Genomic DNA, 26,233 nt, shown 5'->3' with positions numbered 1-26,233 from the left:
ACATTATAACTACAACTAAAATATTACGCTATCCTGCCCATTTGTTGAATAAGGTAACAGACATTTCCTCAAATCTTTTGATAGACCTCTGCATAGGAAAACTTAAGTTGTACTCGCAACTCTTTATTTTCTTCTTCGAGCCTCTTCATCTTTCGTTTTAGCGAGGCAATGATGGCGTCCTTGTTGTTTTCATCCATCTCACGCTTGATTTGTTTTGGTGTCGGCACTTGAGCTTGCTGTTGACGTAGCGATTCAATGCGTCCTCATATCTCAGGATTGTTATAGAGCGTTGCTTTGCTAACGCCAGCATCAACTGCCACACTATTAAAGTTAATGTTCTCCTTAGCTTTTATTAGCCGTCTATTTGCCTCATGAACCTGCTTTAAATGCGCTCTGCGATCGTAATTAGACATGTTTTAGTGCTTGGTCCGGAAGTGTCCAAGGGGATTAGGGGGCTTAATAGATCTATTGTACAAAATCCAATGGATAGAGCAGTGCGCGACACAGACACAGCTGGAAACGGTCAATAGTACATCGCGCTAAAAAGTAGATAGCCGTTTCATGCTTTCGATAAAGGCAGATTGAGAATGGCAGGTATGTTCTCCTCAAAATTTAGATAAACTAACGTATGTGATTTAATTCACATACGTTAGCACAAATTCATGATATAGTTAAGCCATAAAGAAGAGGGAGTGAGAATAATGAGAACATTCAAAACGTTTGAAACCAATACAGATACAGTAACCCGCAACTACCTCCACCTTTGCTATATGTGTGATGATAAGCATCAATGCACAACCGAAGAAACGTGCCGTCAATGCTGGGCAGACCAAGGCCTTGCTCCAGAACAGTGTAAAGAAGAAACTCGTGATTTGCTGAACGCTTACTACGCATAAGAAAAACTACATTTAGCTTACAAAACATTGTGAAAATAATAACTTACCATGGTTCCTTTTACCTCCTGATGATAACAATTAAAACCTCCGGTTGCTGCCGGAGGTTTTGTCGTATGTAGCGATATATACATGAAAAATATAGTGTTGGCAAACGGTCTTTGTTATGATGATCATTGGAGAGATTGGAGAGGGGAATTTTTTAATGCCTCTGACGTTGGTCGTATTTCACCAAAGCACCGACATCGGAATGTTGAATCGAGATCTGTTGGATATGTTGGACCAGCACCACGCTGAGGTATTGCACGGGATAACGGATCTGGATTTTGCTTTTCTTGAATCTGAATTGCGCACGTAGCACGCTGCAGCAAGCTGTCTTTAAGCGCAGTTGCTTGATAAACGTAATGAAAGCTGACGCTGGAATCATACAGGCGTCAGCTTTCTATTTGGAGGTTACACGCTGTTGTCCTTTACCGCCACAGCGGGCTTCGCCGGAGCAAAACGTCTGCCCGACAAGCTGGTCGCAATCATGCCGATGATGACGATAATCATGCCGACCATCGACCATCCTTGCGGGAACGTACCGCTCAGTAGGAGAACTTCACCCAAGACCGTAAATATCATGGTTCCGGATTGGGTGGATTCGACTGCGGCCAACAGCACCGTGTTATGCTTCGCCATATCAGTGGCCAGGAAGAATAGCAAGCTGGCGATGACACCGGAGCAAATCGCGAGCAGCAGCGCCTGAACCATTTGCGAACCTGTCGGCCAACCGACGGTGGCTGTGCCGTAAGCGCCGAGCAGCAACGCAATTGGCAGGCTGCTGAGCGCCATACCTAGCGTGCGCTGGAAGGTGTCCAACTTGCCGTGACACAGTTCCATCATTTTGCGGTTGCCGAGCGGATACAGAAATGCGGCGATGAGCACCGGAATAAATCCGGATAGCAGCTCAGCCGTCGTTATTTGTCCCGCTTCCGTCACTTGCATCAGGATGACACCGATTAATATAATGACAGATATCCGCAAGCTTTTGTAGGGGATAGCTTGACGCACTTTCCGTGGACCTTCCTCCGAAGGAACGGTGACGAAGAACAGCGGAGACAGCAAGGCTCCTGCCAGTATCGTAATCTGCCACGTTCCGGAAGTGAGCCAGGATGGAGCGTAGACGGCCGCGAAGCTTAACAACGAATAAAAGCCGACCCCGCCAAGGGTGCCCCATAGCAGCCATTGAAACGGATGCTTGCGCATTTCGCGGAACAAGCCTGGCAAATTGCCGCGGAAGGCGACAATAGCAATGAGAAAGGGAAGCGCGAGCAGGAAGCGGAGCGATGCGGTCCAAGCCCAGCTCGTTCCTGACAGGTTCATGGCGCGGTTGATAATGAAGGTCGCCGAGAAGAACAGCGACGATAATATGCCGACAAGTATGGCTCTCACAACATTCACCTCGTTGATAATCATTTTCAATTGTGTACAGTTAAGTATGATATACTATAATTTATAAAAAGTAAATTAAAATATATTTAGTTGTTTACTCGTAAAGGATGGGATGCGCTCATGAAGCCTGTTCAAGAAGATGAAACGAAGATGCTGATGCAGTCGGTCGGCTGCAATTTGCGCAAGCTGAGGAAAGACCGGAAGCTCAGCCTGGAAGAACTCGCGTCGCTAACCGGCGTGAGTAAATTGACGCTTGGGAACATCGAGCGCGGGGAAACGAATCCGACCATCGGAATGATGTGGAAAATTTCGAAGCAGCTGTCAATTCCGTTAATGGCGCTGCTGAAGCCGGAAAATGCCGTATCGATATCACGGGCCGGTCAAGGACCGAAATATGACAGCGACAATCCAGGCTGGACGCTGGAGCCCATGTTCAGCGATGTCAGGGAGAAGCTGGAGATGCACCGCGCGTACGTACAGCCGCATACCGTATACATCCCGGAAAGCCATCATGCCGGTACGATGGAAATCCTCACGGTAATGACGGGAACTATCGAATTGACGATCGGGGATGAATCGTATACGCTGAATACGTTCGATTCCATTCAATTCTCGGCTACGGAATCGCACCAGTACAAGAACGTCAGCAATGAAGAGACGGTATTGCATTTGACTATGTGTTACCCTTGAAATATATAAAGACTTGAACGGGATAGCAACAAAAGGGGGAGAAGGATGAATGTGCGGAAGCGTCTTCTGATCGAGGTGTATTATGACGGCTGGTGCCCGTTATGCAAAGGCATTCGCCGGCGTTTGGAGCGCTGGGACTGGCTCGGATGCCTGCGATTCTATTCCATCCGCAATCCGGAAGAAATCCAGCATGTGTCCGTATCTCCTCAAGAACTTGAAGCACGGATGCATGTGCGAACCGTTCATGACGGCTGCATGCAGTCCGGTATCGCAGCGGTTCATATGCTGTGCACACGCGTACCGCTCCTCATGCCCATCAGCCCGTTCGTCTGGCTCGGCATGAAGTCAGGCATTGGAGACAAGCTGTACGATTGGATTGCCACCCGGCGCAGCATCGTGCCATCTGGAGCTTGCGATGATCAAGGATGTTCGATTCATCAAGACCATTTGGATAAAAAGAACTGATTCTAACCGTCAAATCCTGATGATCTAAGGTGTCATTGCGAAGGGAAGCATAAGAAAAATAGGTATTTTGCTCGATTGGTTCCTTTCTTCTCTACAAGGTAAGATGATAGAAAGCGGTTGATAGAAGGGATGCATGATGACAAAACGAGGATACGCAGCTACATCCAAACGTAATGTCAGGCGGACTGCCAAGCGGGGCGTCAGCGGCTGGTTCATCTTTTTCCTCATTGCCGACCTGTTGGTCTTTGGCGGCTTCGGATTGATGTACAGCGAATCCAAAGGCTGGGAGAATGCGCTGGAGCAAGCGCAAGAGGTGCAGGCGCTTGGACCCGATACGAGAGGCATCGTAGCGGTGACGGGTCCGCTGCAGTCCGTCTTGCCGGCGCGTGATGAGCATTTGGCCGATGATTATGCGCTCTTGGTGAAGCAGGAACGCGAATGGTCCTGCAATTCCAGAAAATGCGCCTATACGATCCGATACATATCTACGGTTGGAAGTACGGAAGGATTGACGATAAACGGAATTCCGTTAATGTCATCCGTGTATCGTCTGACGGACCAGCTAATAATACTCGGGGAAGAGGTCTTGAGCCAGAGCGGACAGACCGTGAAAGATAGACAGGTTCTCATTTTGGAGCCAAAGGGGAAGGCCTTGTCTTACGAAGGCGTAGCTTGGGGTCAGCAGGTTACCGTCGTCGGTGAGGCGAAGGAAGGGAAGCTGGTGCCGATGCAGTTCCCGAACGGCTCGGATGCGGTCACCTTTGCCGGAATGACCCCGCATCACCCAAGCGAGGAAGTTGAAATGCCGAAGGCAGGATATGTCGTCGGCGATTCACTGGAGGCTGTGCGCCAACATGAAGCAGGGATGCAGCATACATTGGCCTGGGTGGCCTTGTTCGCGGCCGTCTTGTTCGTGCCAGCGACCTTGTTCACGGCCCCGTGGCCTGATCGTTCCCGCAGACGCAGGGGGTAACGGACGTCTCGCGCGGAGCGCTTGTAGAAATTATTCCTGTCTTTTCCTGCGCGAGTATGCTATAATCCGATCAACTTGAATGGAAGGGAGTGAGAATGAACGATGATGAAGTTAATGATTTGCAATGCTGACTTATCGTTTCGTTGCCCCTCACTTTCCTGTACGGATGCGTAACCTGCACCAATTATGGGTGTATTGAGCCATGGCGATAAGAGCCATGGCTTTTTTGCGCTTTTTTATGGATATAGCTGTCATGGTCGGGGGAGCGGACGCAATAATCATTAACTTCGAGTTTGGTAAAGCAAGACGATAAATCAAACCGAGGTGATGTCAAATGATGAAGTTGAGCACGATGAAGAAAATGGTGGCGACGTTGAATGAAAACTGGCAAAGTCCGCTGGGGGAGAAAATAATGGAGCTGTGGGAGCACGATCCCGGCTCGCTCTATTATGTCCGCTCAAGCGCGAATTCTGTCTTTTCATTCACGAGACAGGGCGTGCGGCGTTATCTTCGATTCAATGATGAATGCGAAAGAATACGAGCGTCGATCGAAGCGGAAATGGACGTGCTGTTATATTTACGAGAGCAGTCTATCCGTGCAGGTCAACCGGTGAAATCCCGGAATGGCCGTTACGTGGAAGAAGTGCCGACACAGTGGGGAACGTTCCATGCGACGGTGTTCGAAGCGGTAGAAGGGAACCAAATCGATGATGAGCAGCTTACGGAGGAGCAATTCGTTGCGTGGGGCCGGGGGCTTGGCCGTCTGCACCACATCTTCAAGCAAATGCCTAAAGAGACATCGGAGCGCCGTCCAGACTGGCGGAATCACCTTGAATCCGTCAGAGATACAGTGCCGGCGGAAGAAGAGGCGATTCATCGGGAACTGGGATTGGTTCTACACTGGGCGGAGAGCTTGGAGCAAACGGAGGATACGTATGGGCTGATACATTATGATTTTGATATGGATAACCAGCATTGGGTTGGGGATGATGTGGGCGTATTTGATTTCGACGAATGTGCCCGTTATTGGTATGCGGCCGATATTGCATTTACCCTAAAGGATTTGTGGCTGGAAGGTACCGAGGGCGCGCATCCAGGAATTCAGCAGTTTGTGCGCGGATATGCGCTAGAAACATCTGTTGATCCACTGCTGCCGGAGCAAATTCCGTGGTTTATCCGCATGTATGAACTTATTCTCTATGCAGACCTGTACCGCAGTGTTGATATTGATCCAACCAGCGATCATCCCGAATGGTTAATGGGATTAAACTGTATAGCGGACGCGTCGGTGCGGTAAATTATAGGCGGCTGCTCAGGATTCACGATTTGAATGATAGCGGAGGTTGATTGCATGAAAGCGAAAATCGTGCCTTACTTAATGTTCAACGGTCAGGCGGAAGAAGCGATGAAAAACTACATTTCCCTGTTCGGAGGCGGTGAGATTGTTACCGTTTCCCGATATGGGGAGGCGAAGAGCAATGTGGAATGGATCATTTCTGATGCCGACGCTGATAAGCTGATTCATGCCGAATTCACGTTAGCCGGACAAACGATGTATTGCGCAGACAGCTTAGGTTGTCCGTCCGATAAAGCAGATGGGCACAAGGTGGCGTTGACCGTGTCGTGTGAGTCCGAAGAGGAAATCAATCGCTTGTACGAGCAGTTGTCACTGGGCGGCCAAGTGTTCATGCCGTTGCAGGACACATTTTGGAAATCGAAATTCGCAGTGCTTAAAGATCGGTATGGCATCCGCTGGCAGTTGGATTTCCCGAATCGATAATACAAGAGCACGGAGGAAGATATGTAGAAGGCGAAGCGGATGCTTCGCCTTTCCTGTCAACCGCGTCGCACCGACTCATACCCTTGCCCGCTGCGACTGCGGGCAGGGTGCCTCGGCCTTGAAGGGAAGGCATACGAAAGAGACGAGCGGCGGGAAATCACGAGCTACCAATAGCGGGAGCCGTCCCAACGATAATGGCGGAGCAACTCTTCATCGACCTCAAGCCCGATTCCGATCCCTGACGGAATGCGGACCATGCCTTGCTCGGCCTGAAGCGGCACGAGAGCATTGAACGGATTATCCATCACATCCCATTCGACAGGCTCGATGGAATCTTGCTCCATCTTGCTCCATGGCTTCAGGCAAGCTTGCGCATATAAGGCATAACAGCGTGCAAGCGCCCCGTCATAAGTGTGCGGCGAGACGCGCACTCCGGCGAATCGCGCCAGCTGCAGGATCCCGCGATATTCATCCAGATCGCCGACATGAACCGGATCTGGCTGAATAATATCGAAGGCTTGCTGCTGCACGGCGTTCATGAATATTCTCGCCTCCGCCACATTCTCGCCTCCACTTATCGGAAGGCCCAGCTTTTGCCTGCAATAGAGATATTGTTCCCACTGATGCATCGGCAGAGGCTCCTCAAACCACATCCAATTGTCCCACTGTCCGATGAGTGGCTGCCAAGCGCATGCCGCTGCCGCGTCGTAGCTCTGATTGGCATCGAGCGCGAGTGCGATGTGTCCGCCGAAGCGGGATTGAAGGGAATGAATATGCCGCATGTCATCGGCGAGCGGCTTCCCGCCCACCTTCACTTTCATATGCGTAAAGCCTTGAGCGAGCGCTTCCTCAATCCGCCGGAGCGAAACGTTCTCCCACGTGTCATCTTCCGTATACGTTTGAAATGAGGCATACACAGGAACTTGTTCGCGCAACGGTCCGCCCCATAACCCGCATATCGATTGTCCCGTTCTGCGGGCGGCGATGTCCGTAAGCGCCATGCTGACGGCTGAAGCCGGGCGGGTATGCCAACTGCCGATCGTCTGAACGATTTTTGACCGCAATCGGGCGTCTTGGCCGAGAAGGTAGGGAATAATCTGCTCCCGGAAGGCGCACTCCAAGGCAGGCAGCCACCCCGAGCACTCTCCCCATCCGGTTATACCGGATACTGTCACCAAGCGGACAAGATAGGTGGAGCGGTATGCTTTCGGCCCGTTGGCGTCACCGTATGGCTTCGGATTCCGGTACAGCAGCGGGAACGTGTCTATATGTGTAATTCGCAGTGGGCTCACCTCTACATTTCATGCAATTGTTTTGCTGCATCTTTCTGATTAACGAACCTTTATCTAGTATGCAAAGCCGTGGCTGTTACTATGAACCGGCTTATCATATTTGCACAGACCGGAGATCCGTTTTTTCATCGTGACGGATACGGGTAGAAGAGAAAGGAAATATTAGGTGTAACGATGATATGAAAAGAGGGAAGCAGCATGGAGTGGGCGTCTTGGTCGCTGGACCGTGTCCTTATCTTGTTCGTCAGCCTTGCTTTTTTGATGATTGGCATTCAGGTGACGTTATATCACTACCGGCAAAATTTCCACCATGCGGCCATGTGGGTGCCGGTAATCGCAACACCCGTTTTTTTCGTTGCAGGCCTCTTGCTTTCGTTCAACAACGCGAGTTGGATAAGGGGGTTGTTCCAAGTGCTCATGTGGATAGGGGCAGTTGCCGGTCTAGCCGGATTCTACTTTCATGTGAGCGGCGTGGGCAAGCGTGTCGGAGGATGGGCGTTCCGGAATTTTCTCATCGGGCCTCCCGTTGTGCTGCCGCTGATGATAACGGCAATGAGCGCCTTGGGCTTGGTAGCCTTGTATTGGACCGTCTAAGGATAATCATGGTGAAGACAGGGGGTTAAAGCTATGGCTAAAAAGAGTCATTATCCTTCGTTCGATGTGATGAAGGAACGGGACGAATGGGATTCACATACGCAGGACATCGTAACCGAGCGGTTGCGCGAAGATACAACCTGTCAGTCGTTGCAGGAATTAGAGCTCGCGACACTTGGCGCAGTCTGCAGGTTGCTCGTCGACGATGATCGCGATAATGTCATTTTATACATATTGGTGCACTTTGATCAGATTATAACGAGTAAAACAGGGGAGGGACAGCGCAAAACCGGAGTGCCGGAAGAAAAGACACTCATACGGGAAGGTCTTCAACTATTGGATAATAAGGCCCGGAACGAACATGGGACGCCGTTCGACCAATTGGAGGGGGCAGAGCAATCTGAGATTTTGGAGCGGTTAAGCCAGGGCAAGCTTCAGATCTCACCGGAATGGACTGCTCTTAAGCAGAAAGGGCTGTTCAAGAAGCTACTTGGCACGGCAATCGATGCGTACTGCTCTCATCCGGACATATGGTCCGAGATTGGGTACGCGGGTCCGGCATATCCGCGAGGATATGTCCGGGGCGATATCGGTCAGCTCGACCCATGGGAGGCGAAGACGGAGGCATGATTACACGGAAGTATGCCAATGAAGAGGCCGATGTCGTCATCGTCGGCGCCGGAGCGGCTGGCGCCGTGTTGGCCAAGGAATTGAGCGAAGCGGGCCTGCGCGTCGTCGTGCTGGAGGCGGGGCCTTTCCGCGATCCGCAGTCCGACTTCGCAAGTGACGAGCTCACCATGAAGAACTTAGGCTGGCAGGACACACGCATCGTGGACGGGAACAATCCGCTGAAGATGGGACACAACAACTCCGGCCGGGGCGTAGGCGGTGGAACGGTCCATTTTACGGCCGTCTTCCTGCGGTTTCACGAATCGGATTTTCGTGTGAAATCGGTAGACGGCGTGGGCGAGAACTGGCCGATAACATACCAGGATCTAGAGCCATATTATTTGCGCAACGAACAGGAAATTGCTGTATCCGGGCCAAAGCATTTCCCATGGGGCAGCTATCACGGCCCATACCCGTATCCGGAGCGCGAGCCGCTCAGTCCGAACGCTTATACATTTATGCAGGGGTGTGAGAAGCTGGGCATCCTCTCTTCCGTGCCGCCGCTTGCCATCCTGTCCGCACCGTTCGAAGGCCGTCCTCCATGTATCAACCGCGGCTTTTGCAATCAAGGATGCATGCCGAATTCGAAGTTTAGTACGTTAATTGTTCATATTCCAAAAGCGATGCAGGCGGGCGCGGAAGTGTTGGCGGATTGCATGGTGACCCAGGTGCTCATGAAGCCCGACGGCAAGGCTTCCGGAGTGGAGTTCATGCACAAAGGGAAGAAGTATAAGCAGCGGGCGAAGGTCGTCATCTTGTCCGCATACGCAGTTGAGACGCCGCGCTTGCTGCTCCATTCGGCGAATGCGCAATTCCCTGATGGGCTGGCTAACAGCAGCGGATGGGTAGGCAAGGCCATCATGCCGCATTCCAGTCATGATGTGTACGCCAAATTCGATCGTGACATTCGGCTGTATAAAGGCACTCCTGTGCTCGCGACTACCCAGGATTTCTACGAGACCGATCGGGAACGTGGATTCGTGCGAGGCTATTCGCTGCATGCGCACGGGGCCCGTCCCGTCAGCTTCGGACAAGCGATCAGCCAATCGCAGTCAGGTCCGCTCTGGGGCAAAAGGCTGCGGGAGGAAATGCTCGATTACAACTATTACGCCCGTGCAACCATGGTCGGCGAGGTGCTTCCGAATCCGGACAACCGGGTCTCGCTGGCCGAGGAGAAGGACGAGTATGGGCTGCCCCGGGCGAAAGTAACGTTCAGCTACGGTGAGAATGATCGCAAGCTCATCGATCATGCGGTGGTAACGATGAGCTCCATCTTGGAGGCGGCGGGTGGTCATGTCCGGTTTGTTGTCCCCGATACGGCGCATTTGATGGGCGGTTGCCGCATGGGCAACGATGCCCGTTCATCGGTCGTCAACTCTTATGGACAGAGTCACGACATTCCGAACCTGTTCATATGCGATGCGAGCATCTTCGTCACGTCTGGTGGAGCGAATCCGACGAACACGGTCATGGCATTGGCACTTCGGACCGCAGATTATATCAAGGAACAGGCCAAGCGCAGAGAACTGTAAACGCACGAGCGGGAAATAGGCAGACATGATGAATTGGCATGGGAAATATAGTTGACACAGTTTGGGAGAGAACATAAAATAAAATGGATTCAATCATACACATGCAAAGCGAAAGGAGGCGGAACTCATGTTGATGGAGAATGCGAACGTTCCATTTAACCTACTCATATATTCCGTCTCGAATAGCGCGCGAGCAGCGGGAAGCATTGCATTCTCCCGCTAGACACGTTGGCATGTTACAGGTTTGTTGCCGTAATGAACGACTGCAGGGGACGGATTCCTGCGGTCTTTTTGATCTGGATCGGCGTATGCCGTGAAATAACAGCCGCAGGGATGTTCCTGCGGCTATTTGTGCGCCCGTGGACGACGGGTAAAGGAGAGAGAAGAAGGATGAAAAACACCAAGTTGATTATTGTTGAAGGTGTAGCAGGTTCGGGCAAGACGACGACAGCGCAGCACATCTATGACAAGCTTCGGGAGCGGGGGGTTGTGGCTGAGCTGTATTTGGAAGGCAACACGGATCATCCAGCGGATTACGAATATACCGCCTGTCTGAATAAAAATCAGTTCAATGAACTGCTTCACCTATATCCGGGTGAGCGGGATACGATCTTGGCCTGTACAGATAACCAGGATGGGGATTATTTGTTCTGCTATGGCCGCATGTATGTGATGGAAGGAGGGGAGCAGGCCGTTCCATCCAAGCGGGATGCGATGAATGCGATCATCCAGCATGTGCGTCCGTATGATATATATGACGGCCTTCCAATCGAGAAGTACCGCGAGCTGCTGCTTAGACGGTGGGGGCAATTCGGAGCATGCGCCGCCGCAGAGGAGAAGGTGTATATTTTCGAATGCTGCTTCCTGCAAAATACACTGTGCGCCATGCTCGTGCGGCATCATGCAGCACGCCGGGACACCCTGTCGTTCATACAGGACTTGGCCGACCGGGTACGAAAGCTTGAGCCTGTGCTGTTCTACTATGATCAGTCAGATATACGGGACACGCTGGAACGTGCGGCGATTACCCGGTCATCATCATGGTATGAAGGCTTCCTGAATTATCACACATCACAAGGCTACGGATTAGCGCATGGCTTGACGGGACTGGAAGGCTGCCTTGAGGTGCTGCGTGAACGCAAAAGCATCGAGAAAGAGGTATTGAAGCTTCTCCCTTGGAAACATTTCATTCTGGATAACTCAGGCTACGATTGGGAGACGTGTTTGGAGCAAGTAGATCGATTTTTAGAAAATAAATTAACGTAATATTTATTATGTAAACTTATATTGGAATCACAACTTCAATATAAGTTGAATTGAAATCAACCGAGTGATTGATCGGGTACAATGAACTGATGAAAGCTTGAATATATCAATGATCCCATTCAAGATTTCAGTTATGAAATTGCTCCGGAAGTCAATTATGGATATCATTCTGGAAGCCGTTCTGGATGTCAATCTGGCCTAATAGGAGCCGCCGCTTTTGTTTTGTTGCAATTGTCACCAAAAGTTCAAATTTAATTCGTTTTCATGCAACAATTGCTATCGACAGTTCGTGCATTCAGCTATATTCTAGGTTAGGCAAGTCTATGATAATTGTTAATGAATGACATACATGAATTCGATTACTTCGAGGAGTGATTCAGCATGAATGAGAATTCAAGGATTTTTAAAGCTGTGGATGAATATAGCCTGACCCGCATTATTCAACACGTATTTGACCGTGATACGGTCGTGGCGGAGGCGAAGCTGCGGGAAGGCGGACTGTTCAATACGACGTATCTCGTCACTACAAAGTGTCCTGACCAGAATGTAATCATCCGCTTTGCTCCGTCCCGGCAAGAGCTGTTGTTCCAATTCGAGCGCGAAATGATGGCGAAGGAACCGTGGATTTACGAGCAGTTGCGCCGGGTCGGTATTCCCGTGCCGCGTATTCTGGCATTTGACGATTCGTATCGCATCATCCCGCGCAGCTACGTCGTACTAGAGTATGTGGCTGGCATTCCGCTTCACGAAGCGAAAATGTCGGATATGGATCGCAGCACGATCCAAGAACGCCTCGGGAAAGCTACAGCGGCTATGCACAGCATCACGGCGGACTATTACGGCTGGCCTCAGCCGGATCATCCTGAACGGGCGTATCGCACATGGTGGGACTTCATTGCAGCCTTCACCGATGAGATCGCGGAGAAGACGACCCGGTTCGAAGTGTTTGACGAGATGATGATGCAAACGTATTACGACTTTTTCCGTGAACATAAGCATGTGTTCGAGTTGGCAGAAACGCCGCGTTTTGTGCATAACGATCTGTGGGAACCAAATGTGTTGGTACGGGAAGAGAACGGTACATGGGACATCGCCGCTGTTATCGATGCGGACCGCGCGTTGTTCGGCGATCGGGAATACGAATTTGCGTTATGGGGCAACAACCCGCACTTTATGAGAGGTTATGGCCGTACGTTGGACGATTCGCATGAAGCGAACATCCGCCGGACTTCGTACATGTTCCTGCTGCAACTGATGAACGCCTATTTCCATAAGGTGCAGAACAACAATGAAGCGCAGTATCTTCATGAAAAAGCGCTCGCTGAAGCTACTTTCGAGCAGCTTCGGCATATGACTGAGCTAGCGCACGTATAAGGGCGAATTCAAAAATGTACTTACATCATTAACAAAAACAACAAGGGAAGCACCCGGCAAATGCATCGATAAGATGTGCATGTGCGCGGTATGCTTCCCTTGTTTGCTTGAATGGTCCCGTTTACTCCTTCGCCTCGGCGAGCGAACGGTTAATTTTTTGGCACAACGCCGTAAATTGCTCCAGTTCTTCCTCGTTCAACGTCAGCTTGATGCTGTCCATCACTTCATTCCGGGATGTCGCGGCCGCACGCAGAAAACCTCGGCCTTCTTCCGTTACCGCATGATGATAATATCTCCGGTCCGTTTCATCCCGCGTCTGCGATATCATGTTCTTGTCGATGAGCTTCTTCGTCAGCTTCGAGATGCCCGGAAGCGAGGCGTGAAATGCTTCCGCCAATTCACGGGCCGTTTTCGGCCCATGCTTGTCTAAGTAATCGATAATATTGAATTGAGCGGATGTGATGCCTTGAATATTGAATTTGTTATGATGTGATACCACCTTGCATTGAAAAGAAGTGAATTCCTTCTCGAAAGAGTTGAAATCGTTCAATGGCAATGTTCCTTTCTGTCTACACGCAAGCATCCCCGGCTCATTATGGATGATCCTAGAGTAATCCGGAGCAACCTAGAATTATTATTGGGGCATGCTTGATGTTCTATCGACGGCTATAAATAGCGCTTCAATATCGAACCCGAATGCATTCGCAAGGTTTGCGGCGTACCTTCCGCAATGACTTCACCGCCTTCATTTCCACCCTTCGGTCCAAGCTCGATAATCCAATCAGCCTGGCGAATGAGCTGGAGATGATGCTCGATGACGATGACCGTATTTCCTTTGTCCACTAGACGGTCCAGCACGTTCATCAGCTTGCCTGTATCGCTGTCATGCAGGCCAATTGAAGGCTCATCCAAAATGTATAGCGTGTGATTTCGTCTCGTTCCAGCCAGCTCGGAAGCCAGCTTCACTCGTTGGGCTTCACCGCCGGAGAAGGTGTTGGCCGGTTGTCCGAGCGGTAAATAGCCCAAGCCGATATCAATCAAGCAGTCCAATATTCGTACAATGTCTGGAATACCTTGAAAAAGTTCTTGCGCCTCCGCAATGCTCATGTCCAGCACGTCGGCAATATGCCGGCCGCGATACGTTATGCCTAAGATTGTCTCATTATATCGCTTGCCTTGGCAAGTGGGGCATGTCAGATAACGGGCGGGCATGAAGTGCATTTGAAGCTTCAATTGGCCGGTTCCTTTGCACGCCTCGCATCGTCCTCCAGCCACGTTGAAGGAGAAGTCCGACGCCTTCAGCTTCATGCCTTCGCGCTTCGCCAGCTGCCGATAATGCTCGCGGATATGATCGAACACTTTTGTATAGGTCGCCGCGTTCGATCGTGCCATTTTGCCCATCGCATGCTGATCGACGACGATGGTATGCTGGATCTGATCCGATCCAGGCAGCGTATGCAGTCGATCGAGCAGTTCCTGCAGGATGAGCGTGGACTTCCCAGAGCCAGATACGCCGGTAATTGCCGTCAGCACGCCGATCGGAATGTCGACGGAGATCCGTTTCAAGTTATGCGTGCACGCTTCGGTGAGGGTAATGGCATGATTCCATCGGCGCACGTCTCGCTTCAAGGCGAGTCCGTCTTCACGCAGACACTTGGCCGTTATCGACGCCGGATGCTGCAGCAGATCAGCAACCGTACCCTGGAATACGACTTGGCCACCGTGTTCGCCAGCAGCCGGACCGATGTCCACAACGTAATCGGATTGCTTGATCACATCGAGATCGTGCTCGACCACGATAATCGTATTGCCTAAATCCCGCAGCTTTTTCATGGCGGCCACTAGCGAATCCGTGTCCTGCGGATGCAGTCCGGCCGTCGGCTCGTCCAACACGCACACCATGCCTGTCAAATTCGAGTTCAGCAGGGATGACAGTCTCATCCGCTGCGCTTCGCCACCGGACAAGGTGGAGAAGCCGCGGTCTAGTGTCAAATACCCCAGACCTGTATCGACCAAGCTTTGCGCCCGATCCGTCAACTCCGCCAATATCGGCTGTACCGCTTCGACATAACGCGATTCCAGCGCGTGCGGCAGTTCGTTCAGCCACGCCAGTAGATCCCGAATCGATATACGCAGCAAATGGTGTATCGGCGTGCCATTCACTGTCACTTCCAAGCTGGACGGCTTCAACCGCGTGCCCTGACATGCCGGACAAGCGGCCGGGCGCAAAAATGAGGCGAACTCCTCGTCCGCATCCTCACCGGCTTCCTCGTAATAGCGCCGCATCAAGCTGTTGATGGCTCCTTCATACTTGCCTTCCTTCATATTAGAAGGGGCGGGGGCATCGGGCCGAAGCGCTCGAAGCCGCGGATCGTCTGTTCCGTACTGCAGAAGATGGCGGACGATTTCGGGCAGCTCGCCGATCGGGCGTTTTAGATCTTCTTCACCGAAAGGCAAATTGTAATATTTAGCCGCTCGCACCAGCAGCGGACCGAAGTGCCAAATGAACCCTTTTTTCCATACTTGAATGCCGCCTTCTTGAATAGACAGATCCGGGCGGAGTATGGCATCGATAACCGGTTCGACCTGTTCACCCAAGCCCATGCAGGCCGGACAGGCGCCTTGTTCGGTATTAAATGAGAAATGGGCCATCGTAATGTTCTCGACAGGTGAGCCGCATGTTGGACATGGGTAGCATTCCAAGCCAGTTGCAGCATCTTCGGCAGGCGATCTCGGCGCCGAGCGTAGATCCGCATAGGCGATAGTGCCGTGACAGTTCGGGCAAGGCCGCTCGCCGATGGCCGTATACAGTAAACGGAGATACGTGTAAGCTTCGCTATACGTCCCGACTGTTGATCGCGGACTGTAGTTATGATGATGCTGATTCACGCTGATAATGGGTGAGAGCCCGAGTATATCATCGTAATCGGGCCGTTCTACATTGTCTGGAACCCTTCCGGTTGCGCGGATGAATTTGCGTTCGCCTTCCTGACAGAGGATGTTGAACATCAAGGTTGATTTCCCGGAGCCGGACACGCCGGTCACGACGGTTAATTGATTGCGGGGGAAGCGGACCTCGATATTTTTTAAATTGTGTTCTCTGGCACCTGTAATTATAATCCAGTCTTGATTGCCAGTCATAGCATTCACCTTCTTGAACATGATTTGATATAGTTGAACAGGTTAACTATTATCTTGGGTAACTAATATACTGCTCGGAGGGATTTCTGTCAACTTTTACGGCAGGGAAAATACAAAGAGGCCTGCCCTGTATCAGCACAACTGATTTAGGACAGGCCTATTCGTTCGAGATGTTGAAAGAATCATACAAAATAAGCAGGAGCTTAGTCGTTCGCCGCATAAGGCGCCTGCTGGTAGTGAAAATTCGGGCTCATCTCGCCGTTGTCGTAGCTTCGGTGGAAGATTGGCGTCGCCGCCGGCGATAAAGGCGGAATCAACCAGGTCCAGTCGCCCGTTAGCGGACGGTCCGCCTGACGTTCCTGCTCTTCGAAGCGCATGAACTGTTGCGCGGCCGTATGATGATCGACGATGCTGACGCCAGCTTCTTTGAAAGAATGCAGCACGGCGACATTGAGCTCGACGAGCGCCTTGTCTTTCCATAGCGTCGCGTTCGAAACCGTCGACAGCCCCATGCGCTCGGCCACGGCTGGCAGCATATGATAGCGCGTGTCATCCGCGAGATTGCGCGCGCCGATCTCTGTACCCATATACCAGCCGTTGAAGGGTGCCGCGTTATAGGAGATGCCGCCGATGTCAAGACGCATGTCCGAAATGATCGGAACGGCGTACCATTTGAGTTCCAGCTCTTCGAACCACGCAAATTCCGGATGTGTCAATGACACTTCCATTACGCTGGCGGGAGGCAGCTCGTACCATTGTGGCGGATTATTCCCGGTCTGTACGACTAGCGGCAGCACGTCGAAGGGAGTTCCAGTCCCTTGCCAACCGAATGATTGGCACAGCTTCGTGAACGGCACAGAATGCGGATCCCCGACCACGCCTTGTTCTGTCACATACCCTGCGTAGCGAATGAGCTGATGATTCCAGATGCGAACTCGGTCACGGCCTTGTTCCGTAGCGGGAAAGACCGTTATCGTCGGCCGGATCCGGCCCTCGTTCGTGGCGAACTCGATATGCCTTAGCAGAGCAGCATGGATGTCCTCCTCGGTCTCGGCATACCGGGCGTCGAACACATGCAGGGACGGCCAGAAGAGGCGGCCGATACAGCGGTTGCTGTTGCGCCAAGCCATCTTCGCCCCGTGCGCCAGCTCTTCCGCCGTGTGCGAATAAGTGCTCGTTGCTTCTATCTCACGGGCGACTTCTTGTAATCTGTCCGCGAGGCTGCTATCATCTATTCCCAACTCATGGTAGCATTGCCGTAAGAACTCCGATGCCGCTGTCCACAGCGTATGATTATATTGTATCGTCATGTGAATGATGTCCTCTCTCCGATTGCTGTCTTCTCAGATTAACATACGAACGATACCGCAGGTATGTCCGCTAACGAACTTTTTATGAACCCCCTGAATTGGTGACACACAAGATGTCACCAATCCCATGTTATAATCGACGTAATGAATCGATGATACAGATTGGGAGGACAAGCAGTGAAGCGTGCAGATCGATTGATGGCTATCATCATGGCCTTGCAGCAGCGCCCAGAGACCGCCCAATCGTTGGCGGATAAGTTCGAGGTGTCGAAGCGCACCATTCTGCGCGACATGGAGGCGCTATGTGAGATGGGGGTGCCCCTATATTCCTCTACCGGTCCGTCTGGGGGATTCCGGCTTATGGATGGGTATATGTTGCCCCCATTGCAATTCAATTCGATGGAAGCGCTCACGGTGCTGTTTGCGCTGCGAGGGATGACCCAATTGCCGGACTCGCCTTTTAATGAAGAACGGTGGACCGTGATGGACAAAATTAAGCACGTGCTGCCGCAGGAGACGAGGTCTCAAATCGCACCGTTATTGGAAAAAATGGAATTAGCCGTGCCAAAAAGGAAGTATCGCACACCATTTTTGTCCGCCCTTCTGGATTATGTCTCAGTATCAGCCTGGGTGCGTGCGTTCTATCGCTCGCAGAATCATCAGCGCTGGTTAACTTTGCTGCCGCAGCGTATTTATGCGGCCCACGGCTTCTGGTACTGCGAAGCGTATTCGACCGTGCACCGGGAGTCGAGATCGTTCCGCATCGACCGCTTCGAGAAGCTTATGCCGCTCGGGGACGAAGCAGAGTTGGCTGCAGCAATATTGTGCTACAAGCTATCGGAACGCGATGCGCTTGATGGACGGGAGGCAGGTTCGAGCAGAAACGTGCCAGCGACGATCCATATCCGTGCCCGCTTGACGTATCGTGGCTTGCTTCAAGTCGAACAGGACGAACACATTGGGGAATGTGTGAGGGCGGTAGGTGAGGACATCTGGGAGGTGTCCTTTGATTGCCCGCAAGCGGAATGGGAATGGGCAGTCCGATTTTTCTATCAATTAGGGCTGGAAGCGGAAGTCCTGGAGCCGGCGGTGCTGAGAATGGAAATACGCCGGATTGCTGAACAGATGTGTAATCGATATGATGCTGAAGAAAAAGGAGGGAATGGCCATTGAAGGACATTATCGTACATACTTACGATGAGGCAGTAGAGGTGATGCAGGAAGTGGGCATATTGCCGCTGGCGAAATTAATACCGGACCATCCGTCGCTTAGTGGAATCACTAAGGAGGAGCAGTGGCACTCCGATACCGAGTTCGATCCTTGGCGGTGGAGAGTGCGCTTCCCAGGCGATGGGACAGCTGCATACGGGAAATTCCTGAAGAAGAAAGCCGTCTTCATTGCCCGCGACCTTGTTCCGCTCGTGTATGCGATCTTGGGCAGCGCTCGTTCCGGCCAGGAACGATACGAGGACGGGCTGCTGTCGAAGGCGGCATGTGAGCTGCTTGCCATCATTGATGCGCAGCAGGGGAAATTAATGGCTGGAATAGCACATCGTATGAGACGATGCCTCATTGGATGGAGCAGACGAGGATCGAAGCCGCTGCGATTCCGATAGCAGAAGCGAAGGAGCGGCTGCATGGACGCTTGTCCCAGAGCAGCAGCGCAGAGGCGATGGCGTATATGGGGAAAATATTCGGCTGGTAATGCATGAGTACAAAGCGGCTGAATACCTGACGTATTTAAGCGGAATGATGCGCACAGTTACATGGAAAGTCAAAAGGAAAGAGTACTTTTTAGAGCAAAACCAATTCAATTAATGACATTAATTATTAAGGAGGTTTAATATGAATAACGTTAATGAAGTGTTGGAGAACGCAAGACAGTTCATATACCACAATGCAAGACTGCTCGATCGGATGCGGTTCGAATATTTCTTTGGACAAGGCACGAAGGAGAGTGTCTTGGCCGTCCTCCGTGCTTATCAGAACGTAGATGGAGGCTTCGGCAATGCGCTTGAGCCAGACATCCGCTGCCCTCACAGCCAGCCGGTGCCGACGGAAGTCGCGCTGACCATCCTGGATGAGATCGATGGATATAATCGCGAGATCGTTTCGGGGATTGCACGCTTTATGGAATCGGCCACCGTGGAGGAGACTGGCGGCATTCCACGCTCGTTCTGCAGTGTGAATGATTACCCCCATGCGCCGTGGTGGACGACGGAACGGGACGATGCGGCATCCATGAATCCGACCGGTCGGATGATGGGCTTTCTATTGAAGCAGGATGCGGTCCCTTTTATTTCGCATGAGACGTGGTTCCGCAAGACAGAGCAGTTCGTATGGGAGCGGATTGAGAAGGTCGACACAAGTGATTTTCATGACGTCACTCAGTGCATTACCTTCCTGGAAAATCATCGAGACCGTGAACGGGCCGGCGCTTATTTGGCGAAGGTTGACGAATGGTTGTCCCATCCAGGCACGATTGAGCTCGATCCGCATGCCCAAGGTTATGTGCACAAAGTGCTCGACTGGGCACCGTCACGGGATAGCTATGCGGGACGGTTCATAGGTGAAGCGGATCTGGATCGGCATCTGACCGCGCTGCTGCAAGACCAGAGCGAAGACGGCGGGTGGCCGATCAACTGGCCGGCCGTCAGCTTCGCATGCGAGCTGGAGTGGCGGGGATTTATTACCGTGGAGCGCTTAAAGACCCTGCGCTCGTATGGACGGCTCTAAACCGCGTGATGTGCTTTACAAATTCAGTACTTTTCGCGCCAAAATCGGAAAATACGACGCTGAACTGCAAAAACACACGCAACTATATACATTTCCCTCGATTTGCGCGATTTCCGGGGAAATCAACTGCATCATTTCAGCGCGTTGGACCGTCCGACGGCGTTTTGCTCACGAGATGTGCGTCTGAAGTTGAGAACAAGTCGCGTTGAGTTAGGGTATGCGGTCTCACCGCATACCCATGTCGGCGCGTTTATCTGTATCATTTAAGTTGAATCAAACTGTCTTTGCGTTCGAGCTAAGCCAAGTCGAAGTATATATCATTGGACATTCATAGAGAATATAGAAACGAGAGGGTACATATTTGAGCAACATGCACCGCATCTTATGGTTTGATCAGCAGGTCAGATCGATGAACTATCCGAATAGCAGAAAGCTCGCACAGCAATTCGAAATCTCGACGAGACAGGCAAACCGGGATATCGAGTATTTGATGAATTCGCTGGGAGCTCCTTTGTATTATTCGGCAAAAAGCCGCGGATACGAGTACGAGGATACGGCATATATTTTGCCCAGTCTGTATATTACCGAAGAGGAGAAGAAGGTTATCTCTTTTTTGGCTTACCGTTACGAGCAGCATCAATATGGCGACTTCGATGACGGTGTGAAAAATGAGAAGCTGCAAAAGCAGGTATCCCGATTATTCCGTCGTTTATCGAACACCGACAGTACGGAGCACTCCATTCCTTCCTTTGCAATTGAGTCAGCGATCGTTGACACCGCCTATACGTTGAGGCTGTCTTTGGCGCAGTCCCGCAAAGTGGCTATCGTATATAATCATGCGGAGCACGGGGAAATCAGAGGCACGATTCATCCGTATCAAATGTATTTTAAGTATTATGCTGACTATATATCGGCTTATTGTGAGGAAACGAGGCAAACGGAAATCTATCGTCTTGACCGGATGGTGGGCACACGAATGCTGCAGGAGCGCTTTGAAAAGATGCATCACGACGCGTTGAACGAACATATTGATGCCAGTCAAGTGCGCCCGTTTGTCGCCGTGTTGGAATGTTCTGGACAACTGAATGGCGAGGAGTGGGGCAGCTATAACGTCAAGCCTCTTGGAAACGGTCAATACGCAATTGAGTTTATACATATCGATCCCTTTATTGATCAACTTCTCTCTGTGCGGGGATGGACGGCGATCCACAAGCCAAAATGGTTAAAAGAGAAAGTGAAGCGGCGGTTGATGCAATTATTGACTGATTTGGAGACGCAATGAAGTGGTACGACATTTTATGTCGTACCATTCTTTGTATAATCGGATTATCGCGATGAAAGATTAGGGGGCGGCCGCTCTTGAGTTGGAACAAGCTCGAAGGTATCGATTTTAAAAGAGAGTACAGAAGCTATATCGATGCGCTGCATGCAATATTGACTGCGGCGGGACGGTTTGCGGGCACGAAATCCATGCTGTCCGGCATGACTGGCATGGCATTCAAGTTTATCATTCATGAATATTTATCCGAAAGCTCGATGACGGCGTATGGGTATTGGGGCAAAGAGCACGGCGAAGCGGCCGAGCGGCTGGGCTGGGCGAATGTGTCGCCAGCAGGCTATATTAGGCACCCGACGTTCCCATTGGCCCAGAAGCAGGCCGAACGTTCTATTAAGTTGTCGATCGACCGTGGTCTGGGCGTGGTGTTCTGGCTGCCCGAATTCGCAGTCATCCACGGCTATGATGATGAGGATGAAGTGTATTTTTACCGAGACGGTTGGTCGCAGGACGAGCAAGTCATGCTATACGACAATTTCGGAGTTGCGGGAAATGGCACTCCGTTCTGGTTCTATCAACTGTTGTTGGATAAATGGGACAGGCCCGAAGCAGACATTTATAGGGAGTCACTGCGCGCAGCGGTATCGGAGTGGGAAACGCCGCATAAAACGGCACCCGATCAAGCGTTTGCCTCGGGCAGACTGGCATACGATTATCTTATTCAGGCATTGGAATCACGCCGATACAGTGCGAGCGGGGGAACGTATATCCTAAAGTCCTACGCTGGAATCAAGCGCGATATCGTCGCTTACCTGGAAGCTATCCAAGCCGAATTGGGCCTGACCGAAGCGGTGCTTCAAGCGTATCGGGAAGTAGACGCCGTATATCGGCATATTTGCCGCTTCATTCGTGCCGACGAGGGGACTGCTGCCCTCGATCAAGCATCGTTTCCTGCACTGTTGAAGAGTGTCCGCGAGGCGAAGGAGCTTGAGGAGAAGGCAGTTCATGAATTAAAAGCGTGTATTGGCTGCGAAGATAGGTTGCCGGGAGAACTTGATATTGCGCTCTGGGGTATTGCTTCCCCGAGATAGCAGCGTCTTATAGCAAGAGGTTCGCATGCGGGGGAGGAGAGAAGAAGGTGTCCGTCATCAAGCTGTCTCCGTTCAAGGTTGAACCGGAGACGAATACGTTCATCGATCAATTTCATGCTGTGCTGCACGCTGCCGGGCTGACCACGTATCCGAAATACGCGTTGGCATGCATGTCCGCGCTCGCGTTCCGCTTCAGCGTTCACCGGCAATTGTCTGCCGTGTCCATATTCGCCTATGATTGGTGTGCGCAGCATTACTTGGCTGCTGATTTCGTCGGCGTATACTCAGAGACGTATGCGGGCTATGCCGACCACCCGCTCGTGCCGATTTATCGTCAGCATGTGGTGAAGGAAGCAATGCATTCCATTGACCAAGGGGTAGGCGTCGTCGTATGGCAGGATCAATTCATGTCCTTGTACGGGTATGACGATGACAACAGGCTGTTCTATGCGGTCGATTCGGCGGGGAAATCCAATCAATCCATTTCATTCGACACGCTGGGACAAGGGCAATCGCCGCTTAGTTTCTGTCAATTATTCGGTGCAGAACGCATTGCGTTCGATATTCGGGACTTGGTCAAGGAATCCTTTGTACAGGCAATTTATCAATGGGAACATCATGACACTGCACTATGTGCGGATCAATTCGCTTGCGGAGAACACGCGTATGACGTCTTGATCGAGGCGTTTCGCGAAGGCGAGTTCGATTGGGACGGGGCTGCCCGGACGATTCGGATGTACGGTGTGTTCAAACGCTATATTGCGCAGTATGTTCAGTCGATGCAGCCAGAAATGGCGGGATTGGAGCTTGTGGCAAGCTATTATGCGCAGGTATGCCGCATGTATGAGGACATCAATCGGCTGCTCGCGTTATGTCTTGCCGACGAACCAACAACAATGCCGATCCGGCTGGAAATAGCCCGCTGTTTTCAGGAAGCCAAGGATGCAGAGCAGGCAGCCATATGCCAGATGAAGCAAGTCGTTCATGATGTAAGGCTTTCACGAGGTGTCACTCCGGAACGAAGATAGAAGATAGAAGATAAATAAACGAAATGAATAAAGAGGAGATATCGAACAAAATGGCAAAGACCAAACGAGGAAAAGTATTATGGAATATGCCGAGTCACGGCAGAGGGACTTGTCCCGTGTGCGGAAGCACTCGAATCAAGCTGCTGTATACGCAAACCAAATCGGACGGAACATCCATTCAGGTATGTAAAAAGTGCGTGAAAGCAACTCAGGAAAGAGTAGACGATGCTTAGCTAGATAGTCTTATAGCCGATACGAAGCGGATGGTTCGATTGATTGATAGAGCCACAGTCAGCTAGTCGTAATTGATGCGCCTGTTTTTCAACCATAATCACACAGAGAAGGGCCTTGATTCTACACACTTTAGACTCAAGGCCCTTTTTTAGCAAGTTAACGCAGTTGTAAGCAGACTTATGCTTAGAAAATGATCCCCGATTCTATCTGAACAAGACTAAAATCTGATTCGGTCCCGTCCGCTTCATTACCCGATATCCCTGCTCGGCAGCGGTAGCAATCCCTTCGTTGTCAGGCTTGCAATAACCGTTGACTTGGCAGGTGCCGTCATCGCGGACGAGCAGTTTCCCATTCAGACCGACGGCTGCCCACTCAGGCTTCTCGAGGCGGGATGCGCATTTCTGGCTTTGTACCCAATCCGGATTCAATATCGGTCTTGATTCTGTGCGTTCCGGTTCGATGACGCGTTCTTCCCTTGTAATAGAAGGAATGACGACATCGTGATATTGAATTCGATTCCACTCGTCATAGAGGAATTTGCTGCAACTTGTATCTGCCGCATCTCCCAGTATTCCATAATTGAAGCTGGTAATACCCAAGATATAATTATCACTGGTGTCAGCCTTTCGGATTTTATCGCCGTCGAGAGTTACAAAATATCCTACATCAATGGTCTGTCCATCTGTAGTCTCGAACATTTCGGCATAATTGCAGGCTCCGGCAATGGGGCTGAAGAAGGAGCCGGTAACGCTGTTGTCAAAGCGTGCACTGCCATCGCCGGATATTTTCGCCACGATGCCATTCGGGTCGTATGGAATTGCTCCGTTGGCCAGAAACCAGGCGTTTTCTTCGTTTGCGGCACCATTTATCCCCATGATATGAGCTCTCGCAAATTCGTTGGTGGTGGTGCTGTTGCCTTCTGCATGAGAGGAAGCTCCGCTTGCTACCGTACTCGTATTCTGAGCGTGAGCCTCAAGTCCGCTTGCCTCGGATTTGTACCCCTCGACATGGGTATTTGTCCCGCTGGCGATGGTCTCTTCACCTTCTGCATGAGCATTTATCCCTGTTTTCGTCGTTTGTGTTTGATACCCCTCAGCATGAGAGTAGTCTCCATCTGCTAATGTTCTGCCTCCTTCGGCATGGGACGCCCCTCCGTAAGCTTTTGTATAATAACCTTCGGCATGGTCGGCAGTAAAGCTTGCGCTTGTGTATAAACCTTCTGTATGGGAGCCGTAGCCGCTTGCTACAGTGCCTATTCCTTCGGCATGGCTGGCTTGCCAATATGCTTCGGTCTGTATGCCCTCGGCATGACAAGCTTCCCCGCTTGCCAGAGTTCCAAAACCTTCCGCGTGACAGCCAGAACCGAATGTACGGGTATTTTGTCCTTCCGTATGAGTAGCTGATCCCTCAGCTACTGTGCTAAATCCCTCGGCATGAGAACCAGATCCTTTAGCGAAACATGTATATCCTTCGGCATGAGCGGCAAGCCCACTCGCATAGGAACCACGTCCTTCGACATGTGCGCTTTCCCCATCTGCCGATGAACCTGATCCTTCGGCATGAGAACTTTTCCCCCTCGCGGAAGTAAATTCCCCTTCCGCATGGGAATAATCGCCGCTTGCTTCCGTCTGGTTGCCTTCGGCATGTGAAGCTCTCCCGCTGGCAATCGTTTCTTCACCTTCGGCATGAGCATTCATGCCGTTCACAGTGGTCTGCGTTTTAAAGCCTTCAACGTGTGAATTTTCTCCTGCCGCCGTTGTTTGCGAGCCTTCCGCGTGAGAAGCATTGCCGCTCGCGTTCGTCTGAAATCCTTCCGCATGTGTCGCGAATCCATTTGCCGTTGTCATTGAACCCTCGGCATGAGATGCGTCGCCTCCAGCAATGGTATTTGCCCCTTCCGCATGAGACACGAACCCGCTTGCTGTCGTTGTTGAGCCCTCTGCGTGAGAGGCGTCTCCGCTTGCCGTAGTTAGAGCTCCTTCGGCATGGGACACGAATCCGCGTGCCTTCGTTGTTGATCCTTCTGCATGAGAAGCGTCGCCAAAGGCGGTTGCGCTTGCTCCTTCCGCATGGGATGCAAATCCTTTTGCCGTCGTATTGGAACCTTCTGCATCGGAACAAGCTCCGCTCGGCTGTTGATTACATGACATAGGAGCTAACCTCCCAATATAAGAAATAATAATATCTACTATAAAATATGATAGATTCTTTCTCGCAGAAACGGCGAATCAAATAGTAAAACAACCCTTAATATGTTTCGGGTGTGCTTATCCATCCATTTATACAAAGCATGTCATGTAACGAAGAGCTTGTTCCTGCACTTTCTTTCACCTTAGAAAATGGCAGCAGCGAAGCTCATGGAGCCCTTAGGCATCCGTTTAAGCTTCACTCAATCGCTGGTAACGGCATTTATTGTTGTGCGGCCACCCTTAATAATTATCGATATTAAATAAAC

At 51.2% G+C, this 26,233-nt stretch carries 23 protein-coding genes and 2 pseudogenes; 18 read left to right on the top strand and 7 right to left on the bottom strand.

The genetic code is table 11. From position 1 onward, the window contains the following. Positions 1–68: 68 nt before the first annotated feature. Positions 69–413, bottom strand: a pseudogene (locus LQV63_RS10480) (DUF6262 family protein). Between the two features lie 685 nt (positions 414–1,098). Between LQV63_RS10480 and LQV63_RS10470 the strand changes: the two are divergent. Further along, positions 1,099–1,251, top strand: a complete 153-nt coding sequence (locus LQV63_RS10470) for a hypothetical protein (protein ID WP_233696660.1) — start codon at positions 1,099–1,101, stop codon at positions 1,249–1,251. A gap of 95 nt (positions 1,252–1,346) precedes the next feature. On the opposite strand, the gene LQV63_RS10465 is transcribed toward LQV63_RS10470, so the two are convergent. Next, complete coding sequence (locus LQV63_RS10465) at positions 1,347–2,327, bottom strand: DMT family transporter (protein WP_019423172.1); 981 nt, start codon at positions 2,325–2,327, stop codon at positions 1,347–1,349. Positions 2,328–2,447: 120 nt separating this feature from the next. Between LQV63_RS10465 and LQV63_RS10460 the strand changes: the two genes are divergently transcribed. The 5 genes from LQV63_RS10460 (at position 2,448) to LQV63_RS10440 (ending at position 6,235) form a co-directional block, all read left to right on the top strand. Beyond that, the gene (locus LQV63_RS10460; protein ID WP_019423173.1) at positions 2,448–3,017 is read left to right on the top strand and encodes a helix-turn-helix domain-containing protein; all 570 of its coding nucleotides are present in this window, start codon (positions 2,448–2,450) and stop codon (positions 3,015–3,017) included. A 45-nt stretch (positions 3,018–3,062) separates the two neighbouring features. Beyond that, positions 3,063–3,482 (top strand): thiol-disulfide oxidoreductase DCC family protein, encoded by a 420-nt coding sequence (locus LQV63_RS10455; protein ID WP_233696659.1) that lies wholly within the window; start codon positions 3,063–3,065, stop codon positions 3,480–3,482. 133 nt (positions 3,483–3,615) lie between these two features. Continuing rightward, positions 3,616–4,455: a hypothetical protein gene (locus LQV63_RS10450; protein ID WP_233696658.1), complete on the top strand. Its 840-nt coding sequence runs from the start codon at positions 3,616–3,618 to the stop codon at positions 4,453–4,455. Between the two features lie 334 nt (positions 4,456–4,789). Further along, positions 4,790–5,752, top strand: a complete 963-nt coding sequence (locus tag LQV63_RS10445; protein WP_233696657.1) for a phosphotransferase enzyme family protein — start codon at positions 4,790–4,792, stop codon at positions 5,750–5,752. A 54-nt stretch (positions 5,753–5,806) separates the two neighbouring features. After that, entirely contained in the window at positions 5,807–6,235 is a 429-nt protein-coding gene (locus tag LQV63_RS10440) for a VOC family protein (protein ID WP_233696656.1), read from the top strand. A 164-nt stretch (positions 6,236–6,399) separates the two neighbouring features. Here LQV63_RS10440 and LQV63_RS10435 read toward each other — a convergent pair whose 3' ends face one another. Beyond that, on the bottom strand, positions 6,400–7,518 hold the full coding sequence (locus LQV63_RS10435; protein ID WP_233696779.1) for a mandelate racemase/muconate lactonizing enzyme family protein: 1,119 nt from the start codon (positions 7,516–7,518) through the stop codon (positions 6,400–6,402). A 207-nt stretch (positions 7,519–7,725) separates the two neighbouring features. On the opposite strand from LQV63_RS10435, the gene LQV63_RS10430 reads away from it, so the two are divergent. The 5 genes from LQV63_RS10430 to LQV63_RS10410 all read left to right on the top strand — a co-directional run bounded on the left by LQV63_RS10430 (position 7,726) and on the right by LQV63_RS10410 (position 12,962). Beyond that, positions 7,726–8,121 carry a hypothetical protein gene (locus tag LQV63_RS10430; protein WP_019423179.1) on the top strand — a complete coding sequence of 132 codons (396 nt, stop codon included), beginning with the start codon at positions 7,726–7,728 and terminating at the stop codon, positions 8,119–8,121. 33 nt (positions 8,122–8,154) lie between these two features. Further along, on the top strand, positions 8,155–8,751 hold the full coding sequence (locus LQV63_RS10425; RefSeq protein ID WP_233696655.1) for a gluconate 2-dehydrogenase subunit 3 family protein: 597 nt from the start codon (positions 8,155–8,157) through the stop codon (positions 8,749–8,751). Continuing rightward, positions 8,748–10,322, top strand: a complete 1,575-nt coding sequence (locus LQV63_RS10420; protein ID WP_233696654.1) for a GMC family oxidoreductase — start codon at positions 8,748–8,750, stop codon at positions 10,320–10,322. The genes LQV63_RS10425 and LQV63_RS10420 overlap by 4 nt, the downstream gene beginning before the upstream one ends. A gap of 255 nt (positions 10,323–10,577) precedes the next feature. After that, positions 10,578–11,588, top strand: a complete 1,011-nt coding sequence (locus LQV63_RS10415) for a P-loop NTPase family protein (RefSeq protein WP_233696653.1) — start codon at positions 10,578–10,580, stop codon at positions 11,586–11,588. 381 nt (positions 11,589–11,969) lie between these two features. Next, positions 11,970–12,962, top strand: a complete 993-nt coding sequence (locus LQV63_RS10410) for a phosphotransferase family protein (RefSeq protein WP_233696652.1) — start codon at positions 11,970–11,972, stop codon at positions 12,960–12,962. Positions 12,963–13,083: 121 nt separating this feature from the next. Here LQV63_RS10410 and LQV63_RS10405 read toward each other — a convergent pair whose 3' ends face one another. The 3 genes from LQV63_RS10405 to LQV63_RS10395 all read right to left on the bottom strand — a co-directional run bounded on the left by LQV63_RS10405 (position 13,084) and on the right by LQV63_RS10395 (position 17,413). Continuing rightward, the gene (locus LQV63_RS10405) at positions 13,084–13,512 is read right to left on the bottom strand and encodes a MarR family winged helix-turn-helix transcriptional regulator (protein WP_233696651.1); all 429 of its coding nucleotides are present in this window, start codon (positions 13,510–13,512) and stop codon (positions 13,084–13,086) included. Positions 13,513–13,628: 116 nt separating this feature from the next. Beyond that, complete coding sequence (locus tag LQV63_RS10400) at positions 13,629–16,103, bottom strand: ATP-binding cassette domain-containing protein (protein WP_233696650.1); 2,475 nt, start codon at positions 16,101–16,103, stop codon at positions 13,629–13,631. Between the two features lie 203 nt (positions 16,104–16,306). Continuing rightward, positions 16,307–17,413 carry a nitric oxide synthase oxygenase gene (locus tag LQV63_RS10395; protein ID WP_233696649.1) on the bottom strand — a complete coding sequence of 369 codons (1,107 nt, stop codon included), beginning with the start codon at positions 17,411–17,413 and terminating at the stop codon, positions 16,307–16,309. Positions 17,414–17,590: 177 nt separating this feature from the next. On the opposite strand from LQV63_RS10395, the gene LQV63_RS10390 reads away from it, so the two are divergent. The 7 genes and pseudogenes from LQV63_RS10390 to LQV63_RS10360 all read left to right on the top strand — a co-directional run bounded on the left by LQV63_RS10390 (position 17,591) and on the right by LQV63_RS10360 (position 23,777). Next, a complete protein-coding gene (locus LQV63_RS10390) occupies positions 17,591–18,586 on the top strand; it encodes a helix-turn-helix transcriptional regulator (protein WP_233696648.1) in 996 nt (331 codons plus the stop codon). A gap of 41 nt (positions 18,587–18,627) precedes the next feature. Then, a pseudogene (locus LQV63_RS10385) lies at positions 18,628–19,118 on the top strand (AlkZ-related protein). 140 nt (positions 19,119–19,258) lie between these two features. Beyond that, positions 19,259–20,149, top strand: coding sequence for a hypothetical protein (locus tag LQV63_RS10380; RefSeq protein ID WP_233696646.1), 891 nt, complete (start codon positions 19,259–19,261; stop codon positions 20,147–20,149). A 409-nt stretch (positions 20,150–20,558) separates the two neighbouring features. Continuing rightward, positions 20,559–21,431, top strand: a complete 873-nt coding sequence (locus LQV63_RS10375) for a helix-turn-helix transcriptional regulator (protein ID WP_233696645.1) — start codon at positions 20,559–20,561, stop codon at positions 21,429–21,431. Positions 21,432–21,508: 77 nt separating this feature from the next. Then, complete coding sequence (locus tag LQV63_RS10370) at positions 21,509–22,516, top strand: hypothetical protein (RefSeq protein WP_233696644.1); 1,008 nt, start codon at positions 21,509–21,511, stop codon at positions 22,514–22,516. Positions 22,517–22,563: 47 nt separating this feature from the next. Continuing rightward, positions 22,564–23,544, top strand: a complete 981-nt coding sequence (locus tag LQV63_RS10365; RefSeq protein ID WP_233696643.1) for a cysteine peptidase family C39 domain-containing protein — start codon at positions 22,564–22,566, stop codon at positions 23,542–23,544. 50 nt (positions 23,545–23,594) lie between these two features. Continuing rightward, positions 23,595–23,777, top strand: coding sequence for a hypothetical protein (locus LQV63_RS10360; RefSeq protein ID WP_233696642.1), 183 nt, complete (start codon positions 23,595–23,597; stop codon positions 23,775–23,777). A gap of 204 nt (positions 23,778–23,981) precedes the next feature. On the opposite strand, the gene LQV63_RS10355 is transcribed toward LQV63_RS10360, so the two are convergent. After that, entirely contained in the window at positions 23,982–25,928 is a 1,947-nt protein-coding gene (locus LQV63_RS10355; RefSeq protein ID WP_233696641.1) for a peptidase G2 autoproteolytic cleavage domain-containing protein, read from the bottom strand. Between the last annotated feature and the right edge of the window lie 305 nt (positions 25,929–26,233).

This window comes from Paenibacillus profundus, from assembly GCF_021369635.1.
Taxonomy (GTDB): Bacteria; Bacillota; Bacilli; order Paenibacillales; family Paenibacillaceae; genus Paenibacillus_B; species Paenibacillus_B profundus.
This window is presented reverse-complemented; position numbering and strand designations above follow the sequence as displayed.

Excerpts from the sequence above, each read along its gene's own strand:
- LQV63_RS10450 (WP_233696658.1), top strand. The coding sequence starts at position 3,616 with ATGATGACAAAACGAGGATACGCAGCTACATCCAAACGTAATGTCAGG.
- LQV63_RS10440 (WP_233696656.1), top strand. The coding sequence starts at position 5,807 with ATGAAAGCGAAAATCGTGCCTTACTTAATGTTCAACGGTCAGGCGGAA.
- LQV63_RS10400 (WP_233696650.1), bottom strand. The coding sequence starts at position 16,103 with ATGACTGGCAATCAAGACTGGATTATAATTACAGGTGCCAGAGAACAC.
- LQV63_RS10445 (WP_233696657.1), top strand. The coding sequence starts at position 4,790 with ATGATGAAGTTGAGCACGATGAAGAAAATGGTGGCGACGTTGAATGAA.
- LQV63_RS10410 (WP_233696652.1), top strand. The coding sequence starts at position 11,970 with ATGAATGAGAATTCAAGGATTTTTAAAGCTGTGGATGAATATAGCCTG.
- LQV63_RS10420 (WP_233696654.1), top strand. The coding sequence starts at position 8,748 with ATGATTACACGGAAGTATGCCAATGAAGAGGCCGATGTCGTCATCGTC.
- LQV63_RS10355 (WP_233696641.1), bottom strand. The coding sequence starts at position 25,928 with ATGTCATGTAATCAACAGCCGAGCGGAGCTTGTTCCGATGCAGAAGGT.
- LQV63_RS10380 (WP_233696646.1), top strand. The coding sequence starts at position 19,259 with ATGAATAACGTTAATGAAGTGTTGGAGAACGCAAGACAGTTCATATAC.
- LQV63_RS10430 (WP_019423179.1), top strand. The coding sequence starts at position 7,726 with ATGGAGTGGGCGTCTTGGTCGCTGGACCGTGTCCTTATCTTGTTCGTC.
- LQV63_RS10470 (WP_233696660.1), top strand. The coding sequence starts at position 1,099 with ATGCCTCTGACGTTGGTCGTATTTCACCAAAGCACCGACATCGGAATG.
- LQV63_RS10395 (WP_233696649.1), bottom strand. The coding sequence starts at position 17,413 with ATGACGATACAATATAATCATACGCTGTGGACAGCGGCATCGGAGTTC.
- LQV63_RS10360 (WP_233696642.1), top strand. The coding sequence starts at position 23,595 with ATGGCAAAGACCAAACGAGGAAAAGTATTATGGAATATGCCGAGTCAC.
- LQV63_RS10415 (WP_233696653.1), top strand. The coding sequence starts at position 10,578 with ATGAACGACTGCAGGGGACGGATTCCTGCGGTCTTTTTGATCTGGATC.
- LQV63_RS10455 (WP_233696659.1), top strand. The coding sequence starts at position 3,063 with ATGAATGTGCGGAAGCGTCTTCTGATCGAGGTGTATTATGACGGCTGG.
- LQV63_RS10425 (WP_233696655.1), top strand. The coding sequence starts at position 8,155 with ATGGCTAAAAAGAGTCATTATCCTTCGTTCGATGTGATGAAGGAACGG.
- LQV63_RS10375 (WP_233696645.1), top strand. The coding sequence starts at position 20,559 with ATGAACTATCCGAATAGCAGAAAGCTCGCACAGCAATTCGAAATCTCG.
- LQV63_RS10460 (WP_019423173.1), top strand. The coding sequence starts at position 2,448 with ATGAAGCCTGTTCAAGAAGATGAAACGAAGATGCTGATGCAGTCGGTC.